Raw genomic sequence first — 14,922 nt, forward strand, 5'->3', positions numbered from 1 at the left:
TTTCCTTATCTTAATTAACCTAAGGAATATGTTTAATGACCGCCCCGAGTCAAACTGAGAAAAAATGTTGCTATGGCAGCGTTAATTGTCAATTCTTCTTTGCTCAGTGCCTGTGCTTTGTTGTCTTTTTCACAGTAATAATGCCAGTATTTGCTGTTACCCCCACCAATGCAGAGCTGGCTTTGCTTGGCACTGCCCTGGGGGATTGCAGGGGAACCGTTCGTTACGGTTACGGCACAGCCAGACGTGGACTATTTACCGATGATACTCATAAAGCGGCTGCAATTTATCAGTTCTTCCTGGACTATTACCAAAACTCTGGCCTCACTAAAAAGCAGCGTCAAAAAAAGGCTAAAGACGCACACATTGATGCTGTCAGACTGGCTAAATATCAGTGTTTTTTTGCATTTCCCGAAGGGCAGCATTTTCATTTAAACATGGCAGATTCAACTAATGTCGTGTTAAGCGAATACGGTACTTTTCACTCACGGTTGTTAAAAAATTTCTTCCAGGGATTCAGGAATGGCACGCTAACAACCAGAGACCAGGTTCTGGGTCTTTCCGGCCAGAGTTTTCGTACAAAGTCAGGAAAGGCAGAAGGCTCTTCTGGTAATGGCGGCTGTATGGGCATTGCTACGATTGTAGCGATCCTTGATCATGATCCATTTATCAGTGACGAGGAATTTGTCAGCCGGGTTCGGCAGACGGTTCAGGTCAGTCATAACCATGAGCAGGCCATGCAGGCAGCCATCGCTATCGCCCTTGCGGCAAGAGTCCTGATTGAAGATCGTGATTCAAGGACTGCAAACAGGGATCTGGCCCAAATAACCTTACAGCGCATTTATAGACATGTAACCGACCCAGAAGTACTGAAATGCCTGAGGATTGTTGAACAACAGATTCAGCAAAACACGAATGCTCGCAATCCTGATCATGGGGCGGTGATGGCACAGTTAAATCTCCTAATGCCTTCCAGCTCTGGTGCAGAGCGATCCCGTAAAAAAACGGGTGACACAAAACTCAGGGGAACCTGGGCTCCCAGTTCTGCAGCCGCCGTCTTGTATTTTCTGTTTACCGGTGACGGATCCCAGAATTCGTTGCTGCAGCAGGTAGCAGAATTCACCATCGACCAGGATACGATTGGGGCCATGTTAATGGCACTCAGTGCGTTGCAGGAAGGCGGTTTCAGGCGCAGTGAGTTTGGTGCCGGGCAGGAGCTGCAACAGTTACAGGCGTTGCTTAACGATTTGCCGGGGTGGGTTGTTATAAACTCCAATGCTGTGGATTATCTGGTGGGTGATGAGGAGGAGGATGAAAGTGAGGGAGCTGCGGGTCATTGTGCCTGTGGGGGCTGGTCGATGTGAATTAAAATGTAGTCGTGTTAGGAGCTGCTTCGATTCGTATCGAATCCATGTAGAGGATAACTTGAGAAGGCGGGGAAAGTTTTGGCTGAAAGACGATCGAAGGTACCAGCTTACAGCTTGGCTGGGTAAGCAGTTTGGGTTTCCGGTAAAAAAACATGTGTTTCTTGATATCATGTTTTTACACCAGCCAGAAGCCGAAAGTACCATTACTGCCATTCTTGTATTCAAGACTGCCAGAGTAGCTGCTGGAGTCAATCAACATTTAAACGACTTTTAGAGAGAAAATCCAACACCTGTTTAAAAGTCACTGCGTGTTTTTCAAGTAGTTCACTAATGTGGCCATAAGCCAATACTTGCACCTTATACTCTTTAGCTACCTTTCTCGTTTTTGCTGACAGTTTTCTCGCAGTAGTCATCAGAAGAACATTATCGAACTCTCGCTGAAGTTTACCTTCGTACTTGACCTTCGAGCTGTAAACTTCAGTAATGGCCTTATAGCCATCATAGTTGGCATTTTTCGTATGCTTAGACTGAATCAGAAACCCTTCATTGTCTGTCAGGACGACAGCATCAGCTCCATAATCTGGACCTGACTGTGTCAACCAACTCTGGTTGGCATTTTGGCTTCTCGCAATCAAAATGCAACACAATGACTCAAACTGCTGCCAAGATATCCTGATAAGATCTTCTGCACATATCCTGTGCTCTGGAACAAAAGTGTTCTCACCAAAGCCTGAAGGGGTTGGAATCACCTGCTCGCTCGTCACTACTGCATCTTTCAATGAGATTTTTTTACTCAAAAGCCTATGCAAATTGGCATCAAAGGACTCCAACTCTGGATGGTGCAGAATCGGAACATAAATTGAAACGTCTTTTGTCTGTCCAATACGATAAACACGATCTGTTGCCTGTGCTTCTTTTGCCGGGTTCCAATGTCTCTCGAAGTGAATCACATTGTTCGCTCCTACAACGGTTAACCCAACACCCGCTGCGACAGGTGACATAATGATAATATTGAAGCCTTTCACGGCCTCAAAATCTTGGATCATGCTTTTTCGGGTGGGTGACGAACCCCTTTTGGCAACAGCTTTCGCATCACCATTGATAACAGTCAAAGGTCCAAGCTTAAACCAAATACCCAGCGCCAAACTCAGGAAGGCTTGCAGACGCTTGTTGACTGCAAAAATAATGCACTTCTCGCCTCTGCGCTGAATTTCGTCAAGGCATAATAATAAGCTCTGCATTTTCGCGGACTCATTAAAAAGGCTCTTAAGCTCCGCCTTCTGTCTTGGGGTGTCCAGTCGCCCTCTATCCGCGAGCCTTGGGTGTAAAGTTACATCCCTCAATCGCTGCAAAGAACTTAACACCTGGTTAGCTTCAGCTTCTGTTTGTCCCTGAATAGATGAGTTATAAAGCTCAAGCTGCATTCCCTCCATCTCGGAGCCCAGTACATCCATATAAGACCAGTCGTCACCTTGAATCCCCACATATACTGTTTTTTTGGGAAGACCTTCCAGCTCGTCTTCTTTAACTCGCCTCAACATAAGTGACCCAACTTTCAAACGCAGCTCACGTCCAATTCTGGCTCGAATCTCTTCAACTTCATCACCTGCTGCCTGAACAATTGGTGATACATACCGCTGGCGAAAATCCTGATAATTACTCAGATGACCTGGACAGGCCGTATCCATCAAACACCAGAAGTCTACAAGACTGTTCTCTACCGGTGTTCCCGTTGCCACTAGTTTGAAATCTGCTTTCAGTCCTTTCGCTGCTCTTGTCTGTAACGCATTTGGGTTCTTGATATTCTGTGCCTCATCAAAAACCACCATCCCCCAATCAATCTTACATAACGAGAACTGATAATCTCTCAAGGTTTGATAGGTGGTAATAACCAGCCTTTCAGGCAAATCAAGACGATCTGGGCCAAATCCAGGTCCAATCTTCAACGAATATTTGATCTCTGCTATTCCATCTTCATCTGAAGAAAGATCCTGATTTCTTATTTCAACACCGCCAGAGCGATAGGTATTCAAATCTGCATTAGATTGCAGAATCACTGTGGACTTGAAAGGGGGCTCAGAAAAGGTCTTATCTACTTCGTCTTTCCAGTTCTCAAGGAGGCTAAGAGGAGCAACAACCAGTGCCGGTTTCTTTGTCGCTTCTGCAGGCTGTAACTGATAAATCTGATCTATGGCAGACAGGGCCATAAACGTCTTCCCCAGCCCCATGTCATCTGCAAGGAGCCCCCCCTCAGCAATCTGGCTCAGACCGACCAACCACTGAACACCCGTCAGCTGATGAGGAAAAGGCTTACGATCATAGTGACTCCAGTTCAGACTGGACTCAGGATAGAGAATATCTTGAATTCCATGTCCAACAGCTAGAGATTCAATATCCAGATCCTCATCATTAAGCTCTATATCAACGACGCTATTTTCGGGGTGGTCAAGTTCATTATTTACTAACTCCTCAATATCCTCTTCAAACGTGTCTGAGCCTTCACTCTCTCCTGAATACCCCAGTGAAATACGGGCTTCTGCCTTTCCTAAAGCCTCATTAACAGCTTCTCTAGAAGAAATATCGTAAACTTGGCCGTTATGTTCTATTTCCTGCGCGCCTGTTTTCCAAGCATCTTCTATCTTCTCCCTAACCTGACCGAGAGTTTCTATATCTTCAATCTTTTCCGACAGTGTAGTTGGAGGGTAAACATCAGAACTAGACGAGGCACTTGCTCCAAACCAATCAATTCCGGAGCCATCTGTATCTCCGAAATAAGCATGCTTAAAAGCAGTTGCACCCTTGACTCTATGGGAAAAGCCGAGATCTAAATCTACTAAACTGGCATCGATGAAAGCGGTGGGATTCTCAAGAAACTCTTTAACTCTCTTTTTGGGTACTACGCGGTTATCCAGAATTTCATGAACCGCCTTGAGCTTAGCTTCATCAAAAAGAATGATTTCTTCACCAACTCGAAGAGCAGTAGCAGCCTGATTCTCAAACTGACCAAGTACTTTTTGGATCTTGTCATTGCTCGCTTCCTGACCCATCTGAGGCGTTAGCAACAAGTTTCCTTCGGCATCAGTCTCAACTGCTAATGAGATGTTATCTGGAGCTTTTACCTCGAGCTTCTCAAAAGGCCCTATATCAACTTTTGCGCCCTGTCTCCTCCCGCTCTGTATAGCAAGAATCAAACTCAAGTTTTCAAATTCATTTTTGTCGGAATCACGATGCTTTTCCAGCGCAGAAAAGATCTGGAAATGCCCAGGGCTTAGCAAAAATTGCTGTTTCTCCGTAAGACGCAAAATCGGCCCTATCAGGGTGTATGAATTGGTCATCCCACCCGAACGAGTCTCTACTGCCAGTGAAACGGCGAATGTTGTGTTACTGGTCTTACCCTTGATATCTGCTTTTGAATGGCCAGACCAAAATTTAGGAAGCTGCAATAGGGATCGAGTATCCTCATCCAAATAAACTGCCACTTCACTGGGTACGATATAACCATTGGGGATTTTCTCGGCATTTCCCTGCTCAACCAACATGTTTAAAGCAATGTGCTGATAAGTTATCCAACCTTCAGCTCTGCCTGCTTCAATCTTCTGGTAGATTTCCGCCGTTGTATAAAAGTTCAACCCTTCAAAGTCAGCTTTAAAAGAATAGCTTTCCTGCTTCTCCGAAGTGCCTCTGATTTTTTCAAGCCAACTTTTTATTCCCATTTAGATAATCCCTGTTTGGCGCTTGAATAGCCGATAGTCACTAGCAGAAAGTACATCTTGAGCGGTGACCCTAACACCTAGTTTTTTCAGTGTTTCAAGAGCATTTTTTTGCCAACTGAAATTAACTGGCTGATGAGTAATTTTAGCGACTGCTCCACAACCATGGCTTTCCATAAGGGTATTCAGACCAGCTGTCAATTCCGAGTAGGTCACCTTGGACTTGCCATAGTTAAATACCACTGCTGAACCATGCAGTCTTGCATATATCCATAAATAGCAACTATGGCTTCCCTCAAGAAAGTGAGCTTGACCATTAGCCAACTGGACATATATCAAAGACTTATCGCCACTCTGAACAACAGAATATTCAGGAAGGTGTTTTGCTTTATAGTTTAACTTCAAATATTTTTCTGCAGAACGGGAAAGATAAAGACGAGTATGACTTACCAATTTTTTATCATCCAGACCTTCCAGAAACCTTTTACGAGAAGGAAACATTCTTCGTAGCTCTTCCTGACCAGGCTGGTTTGAAAAATTCTCCAGAGCTTCCAGGAATAGCCTTAAATCCAGCTTGGATAACCACCCTTGCACTACTCGATGCAAGCCCTGATCCAACTGACTCCACCACTTCTGAAATTTAGGGTGGCTTTTAGGCACCCGAGGGTCGCCAGCAATAGCCATAACAACTTGGAGCCAGCTGTCATGAACACTCGTATTTGCAGCTCTGGAAATCAGAGTCTTTAAAACTCTGTGGCCGAGCAAACTGCGCTCATCATAAGGGGCATCAAAAACGGAAGGCCTTTGCACTTCCTCCAACAACTGATGTGGCTCATTGAGAGGTATGGACTTAAGTTGCTCAACATAATAAATATTCACGGCCAAGGTCATAAAACGGCCTGATATATAACGATCCAACCCTAAATGTACAACCTGATTCTGAAATTCACGCTGTGCTTTGATTGCTTCCTGGGCCAACCATTTTGGTCCATCAATTCCATACAGATAATCATGAAAGGGTTTCTTGAGGTTCCGCTTAGGCAAATTTTCCAAAAGCCAGGCACCAACGGCTTTATAATCACCCGATTGGTCATAGTGTGTCAGATAATACTGCTCCACTGACTTCAAAAATAGAGTACTGGGCACAGGCCTTAACTGACTGATTTTTTCCAAAACTCTCTGAGAAAATTTGACTTTTTCTGCCATTTTGGAGCTCAACAACAAAGATAGAGCTCGAACCTTGATAGGAGAGTCAAGCACTGCCTCCAAGTTCTGGTCTTGCTCAACACTATTCCAGAGCGATCCAAAAACAGCTTTGAATTTATCATTTCCGGTTCCCGCTTTTTCGGCGATGACCTTTAACTCTTGCTCCAGCTCTCTCATAGCCTCGAGCTTTGCACCAAAAGGCCTATCCGGCAATGAAAATCGGAGTCGGTTAATATTGATTTTCATCGATCGGCAACGCCTTCAAGATCTGTAATAGAGGGACGCTTTACAGTAAAACGCAAATCGATGCGACGATTCCGCCTTCTTTGCTCCGGTGTTTTTTCAATCTCCTGAACTCTTCGTGAAGCAGCATAACCACTAACAGAAAACAGTTTTTGATCAAAAGCGTTAGTCATCTCATCAAAATGAGGTGTCAGGGCAAGGTTATTAATCCAGTATTCCCATAGAGATATTGCACGGAAAGACGAGAGTCCCCAGTTACCTTTAACCCTTCTGGAAGGCCAGCTGTCTGTATGGCCTTCAATGAAAACAGTATCCAGATACTCAAACCTCATTAGATCGCTGTCGTCACCAAACGGCTGATTGATAGCCCTGTGCAATGCTTGTCCGATAGCCTCAACCGATCTCTGTGTATCCGAAGCTTTGGGTATATCATAACTGTTGGAAGCAAATGCCAGTGTCGACTCTGGGATACGTAGCACTGTATCGTTATCTGTAATCTCAACCAGAATATTCTGAGATTCAAGTTCCTCTTTCACCTCATAAAGGATCTCCTTGCGAGCTTTCTCCGCATTTCTAAGATCCTCAATATCCCTCTGAATAATTTTTTGTGTCTGCGTCAACTCTATAATCAGTGCCACTGCCGCCAGGATAAAAACCACCAACAGAGCTGACATCAAGTCTGAAAATGAAAGCCAGTATGGATTTTCTTCATCGACAGAGGCTGCCTTATGATCGAAACGCTTTTTCATATCAGCGCCCCAGTTTCATTTCAATCTCGTCAACAACACCAGACAGTGCCTGAGCTGCAGTATTCATCGTAGCTGCATACTGGTTAGTACCTTCCGCCCAAACATTCAGATGCCTTGTCGTCTGGCTATTAGCCTGAGTGGCGTACTCTTCGAGTAGATTGGTCATTTTTGCAGCCAGTTCTTCTACATTCTGCTTAAGACTATTAACGTAGTGGAGCTGGTGCTCAGACATCTTATCGAAAGAATCATTAGCTAACTCAACAACGTTCTGCAACTTACCAATGACTACTTTAAACTGTGCTGCATCCTGCACAAGTTGAGAACGCAGAGTATTCATTTGCTGACTGCTGATGTGATTTTGCTCAGCCAGCTTTCCTGTATTTTCTACAGCCATAGTTACAGCATTCGACAACTGATCACCCGTGGCCCTGATTTGAGAGCCAAATGCACTCACACTCTCAGCCGATGCATTGAGTTCAGACGCAGTAGCCTTCATATTGCTAGAAGCCTCTGCGCTGGCCCTAACAGAACTATCAATACTGCTTTGAAGTGCACGCCCCTGATCTAACAGATGGTTCGAAGCATTGATCTGGGTTTGCATGCCTTGCTCAATACGTTCAAGCAACTGATCTGTCCCCTGTTTGATCGCACTGGTTTGCTCTACAAAAACCTGATTCCTCTGAGCTTCTCGATCTGCTGCATCCTGCTGATGTTGAGAGAACGTCTGGTTTACAGCCCCCAGTTTATGTTTCACAAACTCAACCATCATATCGTTCTGTTGTTTAGTACTGGCCACCAGGTACTCTACCTGAGTAGATATTTTCTCAACCAGAGCCTCTTCACGTTGATGAGCAGCTTCTTCCCGGCGATTTAGCTCACTTGACATATTCCCCATATGATCTTGAACAAACTGGGCCATAACCCTTTTCTGTTCATTTCCCTGCTCAACCAGTTGAGATACCTGCAATGAAATGGAACTCACCAGCTCTTGCTCCCTTTCACCAGAAGCATTTTGAGAAGCTTCTAACTTACCGATAAAAGCTGTCATGGACGTATTCAGGCTATCCAGTGCTGCATTCACTTTGTCTGAAGTCTGATCCATCGCCTGTCGTTGCTGAGCCCCCTGCTCACCAAACTTATCCATAAAGCGCTCTACTAGCCCTTCCAGAGCTTTCTGATTGCTATCAGAAGTCTCATCTACCAGTTTATTAATGGCAGGAGCCATAATTTTTTCCAGACTGGCTTCCAACCCGGTTCGAATACCGGCTGTCACCCCAAACAGTGACTCCTGCATTTTTTCACCAATTTGCTCCGCCAAACCCTGAAGGCTTACTCTGGATTGCTCTCCATCCTCAGCAATTCGTTGCAGCTGGCTTTCTGCACTTAGACGTGGAAACAGCTTATCAATCGTCTCTTGAACAATGGTGATATCTTTCTTGATACGCCTCTCAATGAACTTCTCGCCAAAGTTAAACAGAACACTGAGTAATACCCCCCAAACCGAAGTCATGAACGCAAATTTAGCACCATTGATGACACCTGCAATACCACCTTTCATCTCTTCGATAGAAACATTGCTGGCAATATTGAGTTCAGACAGCCCCAACTGCAGACCAACAAAAGTACCAATGACGCCCAGAGCAGTAAGAAAGCCTGGAACAGCAGCCAGCATACGGCTCTCGGTAATACCCGATGCCAGCGTTGAGCTGTTAAAGAAATAAGCTGCGTCGTAGGTGTTATAGAGGTAGGTTCGGTCATGCTCCTGAACCTCAACCAAGGTTTCATCAAACTCAAGCCAAAGATGGCCTTCATCGCCCTCAACTTCTTGGGCTCTCTCTCTGAGTTCCTCTCGGCTTGCCGCAATTGTATTGTAATTCTGATCAGCAAGAAGTCCTCGCAACCAATGGATTTTTCGGTTAGCTCGCCGCGCTTGCCTGACGGAATAACCAATAAATACAACAGTCAGAACAATAAGAAGAAAAACGAACCAGGCACTAAGCTCCGGCCCAGTAGCAGGGAAGCCATTCAACAAAGTGCCCCACTCAGGCACCAACTGTCCAAGGTCTAGAGAACCGATCGATTCAGAAGCCATTCAAATTTCCGAGAGTCAAAAAAAACGAGCAGCCGCATATTATACGACAACATTAGGTCATAATGATTAAATTAATAAACTGTATGACCCTATCCGAGCAAAATTTAAGACACATTGCTCAGACAATGTACCTTTTTTGGGTCTATGGATCCTTCTACTACCACTAATATGTATCTGCATGGCAAAAATACATGCCCGCAGTGAAAAATTCACCTGTGAATCACCACAGTGATCCGTAGCAAAAGAAAACCGTTTTCTCGAATTCAACCATTAACACCGATAGAAATGCCTATAAGGAATTTCATATGAGTCCCTTTGACCCTCAGTCATAGGCAGAAACAGAAAATAGTCGTATAGCCTACCTTAAACCACAGGTGTGATTAAATAATGTTCATGCGCTTACCCCAGATCGTGACTGATACAATTTTAAAACCGAATTCTTTCAACCTTTATTGATCCCTGTCAAAACAGACCAGTGCCGCATACTTAACATATGCAGCAACTCAAACAGTCTGGAGCAGCCTAATGCTGGAGCTACTGGTCGGTGCAATTGTCGTAATTTTTGTCGCACGTTTTATTTTAAAGGGCTGCAATCCCCAGGGGGTACTTTTCGGCGGAGCCATCGCACTGTTTATTTTTACCATTCTTCAGGGCGGCTCGATTATGCCTGAAGGAGTGAAAAGCACCGGCATTCTCTGGCTGGATATTTTTGAATACATCAAGTTCATGTTTATGGACCGTGCCGGTGGCCTGGGTATGATCATCATGGCTTTGTGTGGGTTTGCCGCTTACATGACCAAAGTCGGAGCCAATGAAGTAGTTGTCGACTTGTTCACTAAGCCCCTGGCCCGGCTGAAGTCGCCCTACATTTTGCTGTTTTCCGCTTTCCTGGTCGGTAGCCTTTTGTCTCTGGCGGTATCCAGTGCCACAGGGCTGGGGGTTCTGCTAATGGCCACCCTGTTCCCTGTTCTGACCCGCTTAGGTATAAGTCGACTGTCTGCTACTGCCGCTATGGCAACTACGGCTTCTATCAGTTTCTCTCCCACTTCTTCAGACAGTATTGTCGCTGCCCAGAGTGTTGGAGTTTCTCTTAATGAGTATGTGTTCTCCATGCAGTGGCCGGCAGCAATGCCAGCCATTATCGCTATCGGTATTGGTCATATTATTTGGCAAAAATACATGGATCAGAAACACGGGCTAACGGGCGGGGAATCTGTAGAGGTCGAACAATCACTGGATATTATTGCACCTCGTTACTATGCCTTGTTTCCATTTCTGCCGGTTATTTTCGTCACGCTGTTTGGCAGCGGCCTGATTGCTGGCCTTGAGCTGGAGGTGGTGACCATCCTGCTCATCTGTATTTTTATCGTGATGCTGGTAGAAATGATCCGACACAGAGACAGCGATGTTGTTTTTGGTGGTATGAAGCATTGTTTTGAAAAGATGGGCGAGGCCTTTTCCAATGTAGTAACCCTGCTGATTGCAGCCGGTGTGTTCTCTCAAGGTCTGGTGGCTTCCGGCGTTATTGACAATCTTCTGGGACTGACAAGCAATATGGGGTTTGGCCCGGTCTTAATCATGTTGTTCTTTGTCGCTATCACTCTGATTGCTTCCATTATCATGGGGTCAGGTAACGCCCCTTTCTACGCTTTTGTCGAGTTGATTCCTGCTATTGCTATGAAAATGGGCATCAACCCAGCGTTCCTGATTTTGCCCATGCAACAGGCTTCAAATGCAGGCCGGGGCATGTCTCCTGTTGCTGGCGTTATTGTCGCAACAGCCGGTATTGCTCAGGTATCGCCGATGGATCTGGTAAAACGCACCATTCCACCCCTGGCATTTGGTCTGGTGGTGAACATTGTGATCACCCTCTTCTACTTACCAATCTACCCATAAACAGCCACTGACTTGAAAAAATAGCGCAAGGTGGTTGCTGGTACTCCGGCACTGCTTGCGCACAAACGATTCTTTTACTTAATGACCCAACAGGGAGCTGAAAGTTATGTCAAAACTGCTCGATCGCTTTTTGGAATATGTCCGTATAGATACCCAATCCAACCCGGATCACTCAGCCACTCCCAGCACTGAAAAACAGTGGAACCTGGCCAGATATCTGCAAAATGAACTGGAAACTATGGGCCTTACCGATGTCGTACTGGATGAGCACTGCTATCTGTCGGCCAGACTGCCCACCAACACAGAAACCGCAGCGCCTGTGATTGGCTTTATCGCTCATATGGATACCGCCCCGGATTTTTCAGGTCATCAGGTCAACCCACAGATTATTAAAAACTACGACGGCAAAGCCATTGAACTCGGCCAACAGTTCACCCTATGTCCTTCAGAGTTCCCGGAGCTGGATAATTGCCTGAACAAAACTCTGATCACTACCGATGGCTCTACCTTGCTGGGCGCAGATAATAAAGCAGGTATTGCTGAAATACTTACCGCTGTTGACTACTTAATAGCCCACCCAGAAATTCCCCATGCCGAAATTCGTATTGGCTTTACTCCTGATGAAGAAATTGGCAGGGGTGCAAACTTGTTTGATGTCGGCAGTTTTGGTGCAGACTTCGCCTATACAATTGATGGAGGGCCACTGGGCGAGTTCCAGTACGAGAACTTCAACGCTTCAGCTGCTAAAATCAACGTGACTGGCCAAAGTGTTCATCCGGGACATGCGAAAAACAAGTTGGTGAATGCCATGCTCATCGCTGCTGAGTTTATCGGTGAAATGCCCTCAGACGAGACACCTCAGACTACCGAAGGTTATCAAGGTTTTTACCACCTTAAGACCATGGAAAGCTCAGTGACAGAAACCACGATGAACTGGATCATCAGAGACTTTGATCCGGAAAAACAGACAGCTCGCAAACAATTCATCACTGACAAAGTCGCTGAATTCAACTATCGATATGGTGAGCACAGGCTCTCCCTGGAATTAACCGATAACTACCGCAACATGCGTGAAGTGATTGAACCTAAGAAAGATATTATCAACCTGGCTATCAAGGCCATAGAAACTGCAGAAGTTAGACCTGTAATCATTCCTATCCGGGGTGGTACCGACGGTGCCAGACTTTCCTTTAAAGGACTGCCCTGCCCCAATATTTTCACCGGCGGTTACAATTTCCATGGACCCTATGAGTTTATCTGTCTGGAAGACATGGAAAAAACCGTCGAAGTGCTGGTGAATATTGCCCAGCTAGCTCCCCAGACGTTTAATAATCACGAACACTGATTACAAAAATTTTGTTTATACAGCTATTAAAAAAGACGTTATTAGACGTCTTTTTTAATAGCTGTATAAGACTCACCTTATCAGCATGATCGAGAACGCCCGCCATTCACTCCTATCATCAATCTTTTTCCTTCTCTGGCTCCCGACTGACTACCTCTTCTGGTACCTGATCTGACTGAAGAGTGACCGGATAATCAAGTGCTAACCAGGAAAAGTAGCCATCCCTGAAAAAGAACACTCTCTTGTACCCCCAGAGTGCTGCAAGGTAACTCGCTACCGCTCCCCTCATGTGGTAAGTGCTGTTGCCATAGATGACAATAGGCGTCTTTTTATCCAGAGTATCAGGCGCAAATAGTTGTCTGAAACCGGCCCTGAGATCCAGGCTGTTAGACCGCTCAATATGCCCCCATTGCCACTGTTGATAGGGCCTCACATCGATAAACAGGGCTCCCAGTTCATGAAGGCGCTTGGCCTGTTGTGAGTTGATGGTAACAACATTTTTGATATGGACTGGCGCTTCCTGGGCAGAGAGGAAGCAGGAGGTCAGGGCTAGAAAGCACCCCGCAAGATAAAAATTCCATTTCATATGAAAACAGGTCCGTTATAAGGCTATTTATTCCGTTTAAGACTATTTATTAAAAAAGACATGGAGCAAGGACCTGAGAGCTTGGGGACCCGCAAGGGTCCCTTTAGGAACACTGATGTTTTAACCTAACCAGTGATGAAGTCTGGCTCTCAATCTGACAGCGGCCTGGGAGTGAATCTGACTGACTCTGGACTCGCTGACACCGAGAACCTTACCAATCTCCTTGAGATTCATTTCCTCATCGTAATAAAGCATCAGCACCAGCTTTTCTCGCTCAGGTAACTTCTCTATCGCTTCCACCAGGGCATACTTGAACTTCTCTTCCTGAATATCGGCGGATGGGCCCCGATCTCCAGAACGGGCCTGCATTCTGGACTCTTCGCTGTCGAACAGTTCTTCAAAACTGAACAGTCGACAACCACGGAGATCACTAAGAATGGTGTAGAACTCATCGAGATTAACTTCCAGCTCCTGGGCCACTTCGAAATCTCTGGCATCTCTTCCCAGGCGGGCTTCAACTTTCTGAATCGCTTCCGTCACTTTACGACTGTTTCTGTATACGGATCTTGGTCCCCAGTCACCTTTACGGATTTCATCCAGCATGGCACCACGGATACGGATACCGGCAAAGGTTTCGAAACTGGCTCCTTTACTGGCATCGTATTTTGAGGCCGCTTCCAGCAGACCGATCATGCCTGATTGAACCAGATCGTCGATCTGAACGCTGGCTGGCATTCTGGCTGCCAGATGGTTAGCGATTCTTTTTACCAGGGCTTTATGGGTTTCAACCATTTCGGTCTGAATCAGTTTCTGACTCTTTTCCTGACTCTTTTCCTGAGCCGCTTTAATTGCCTGCACATCCTGTGCTGTAGCATCCATGCTTATACCCTCTCTTTTATTCTTGTTGGCAAGAAGAATTCAATACGACCTCTTGGTGGTGTGACCGGTATTGCCATCATCTGATGGGCAATACGAGAAATGGCTTTCGAAGCCCGGCAATCCGGACTGAACTGCAAAAGAGCCTGCTGACGGGCCAGCGAACCTGCAACCGCCTTGTCGAATGGAATGGATCCCAGGTAACGGAGAATAATTTCTACTTCATCATTAAGATAAGATTGCAGTCTTTCAAACTGGTTAGAACCATACCGACGATTACTAACGGCGTTTACAATCACTCCAAAACGACGAACACCGTATATTCGGTAAAGCATACGGATCATCCTCACAGCATCTAACAGTGATAAAACTTCCTGATTGATAACGATGAGAATTTCTCCCGCTGCCTGAATAAGCGCTACATTATCCGGAGCCAACCCGGGAGCGGTATCAATGACCAGGGTATCAAGCGTGGGAGCCAGTGACTCCAGACTGTCTATCATTCGGACAGCATGACCGGTTTCTACGGTCTCTCTCCAGATGGGTTCCCCTTCTGGCGACAATACTTTCAGCCCCCCGGGTCCATCCTGAATAAAACTGGAAAAAGAGTCGTTGTCATCGAAGTGAGTCATATCGAGCTTCTTCTCAAGCCCAAGGCTTAGTCCAACATCAGGGACTGCGAGGTTTCCATCCATTAAAACCACACGTCTTCCGTTGTTTGTAAGCGCCAGTGCGAGATTGACAGCAATCAGTGTTTTACCTACTCCACCTTTACATCCTGCAACCGCAATAATCTGTTTTGTTGATGAGTTCATGAGTTTCAGCTTCTTATAAGTGATTACTGCATGAGAT

10 protein-coding genes are annotated in these 14,922 nt (G+C 45.7%); 3 read left to right on the forward strand and 7 right to left on the reverse strand.

Annotated elements, in window-relative coordinates; translation table 11 throughout:
- Positions 1-140 precede the first annotated feature (140 nt).
- Positions 141-1,364 carry an ADP-ribosylglycohydrolase family protein gene (locus K7B67_RS13590; RefSeq protein WP_252176403.1) on the forward strand — a complete coding sequence of 408 codons (1,224 nt, stop codon included), beginning with the start codon at positions 141-143 and terminating at the stop codon, positions 1,362-1,364.
- 251 nt (positions 1,365-1,615) lie between these two features.
- On the opposite strand, the gene K7B67_RS13595 is transcribed toward K7B67_RS13590, so the two are convergent.
- Genes K7B67_RS13595 through zorA form a run of 4 tightly spaced genes read right to left on the reverse strand, consistent with a single transcriptional unit; the run spans position 1,616 to position 9,367 of the window.
- Positions 1,616-5,080, reverse strand: coding sequence for an SNF2-related protein (locus K7B67_RS13595; protein ID WP_252176404.1), 3,465 nt, complete (start codon positions 5,078-5,080; stop codon positions 1,616-1,618).
- Positions 5,081-6,529 carry an EH signature domain-containing protein gene (locus K7B67_RS13600; protein WP_252176406.1) on the reverse strand — a complete coding sequence of 483 codons (1,449 nt, stop codon included), beginning with the start codon at positions 6,527-6,529 and terminating at the stop codon, positions 5,081-5,083. It abuts the gene before it with no gap.
- Positions 6,526-7,275 carry an OmpA family protein gene (locus K7B67_RS13605; protein ID WP_252176407.1) on the reverse strand — a complete coding sequence of 250 codons (750 nt, stop codon included), beginning with the start codon at positions 7,273-7,275 and terminating at the stop codon, positions 6,526-6,528. Before K7B67_RS13605 ends, K7B67_RS13600 begins: the two co-directional genes overlap by 4 nt.
- A gap of 1 nt (position 7,276) precedes the next feature.
- Positions 7,277-9,367 (reverse strand): anti-phage ZorAB system protein ZorA, encoded by a 2,091-nt coding sequence (zorA, locus tag K7B67_RS13610; protein ID WP_252176408.1) that lies wholly within the window; start codon positions 9,365-9,367, stop codon positions 7,277-7,279.
- A gap of 525 nt (positions 9,368-9,892) precedes the next feature.
- On the opposite strand from zorA, the gene dcuC reads away from it, so the two are divergent.
- Together dcuC and pepT are read left to right on the forward strand one after the other, a co-directional pair.
- Complete coding sequence (dcuC, locus tag K7B67_RS13615; protein WP_252176410.1) at positions 9,893-11,263, forward strand: anaerobic C4-dicarboxylate transporter DcuC; 1,371 nt, start codon at positions 9,893-9,895, stop codon at positions 11,261-11,263.
- A 106-nt stretch (positions 11,264-11,369) separates the two neighbouring features.
- Positions 11,370-12,608 (forward strand): peptidase T, encoded by a 1,239-nt coding sequence (gene pepT / locus K7B67_RS13620; protein WP_252176411.1) that lies wholly within the window; start codon positions 11,370-11,372, stop codon positions 12,606-12,608.
- A gap of 118 nt (positions 12,609-12,726) precedes the next feature.
- On the opposite strand, the gene K7B67_RS13625 is transcribed toward pepT, so the two are convergent.
- From K7B67_RS13625 to K7B67_RS13635, 3 genes are all read right to left on the reverse strand, one after another.
- Positions 12,727-13,194, reverse strand: a complete 468-nt coding sequence (locus K7B67_RS13625; protein WP_252176412.1) for a rhodanese-like domain-containing protein — start codon at positions 13,192-13,194, stop codon at positions 12,727-12,729.
- Positions 13,195-13,314: 120 nt separating this feature from the next.
- Positions 13,315-14,073: an RNA polymerase sigma factor FliA gene (locus tag K7B67_RS13630; RefSeq protein WP_252176413.1), complete on the reverse strand. Its 759-nt coding sequence runs from the start codon at positions 14,071-14,073 to the stop codon at positions 13,315-13,317.
- Between the two features lie 2 nt (positions 14,074-14,075).
- Positions 14,076-14,885, reverse strand: a complete 810-nt coding sequence (locus K7B67_RS13635) for a P-loop NTPase (RefSeq protein WP_252176415.1) — start codon at positions 14,883-14,885, stop codon at positions 14,076-14,078.
- Positions 14,886-14,922: the final 37 nt, after the last annotated feature.

Source organism: Endozoicomonas sp. 4G, from assembly GCF_023822025.1.
Taxonomy (GTDB): Bacteria; Pseudomonadota; Gammaproteobacteria; order Pseudomonadales; family Endozoicomonadaceae; genus Endozoicomonas_A.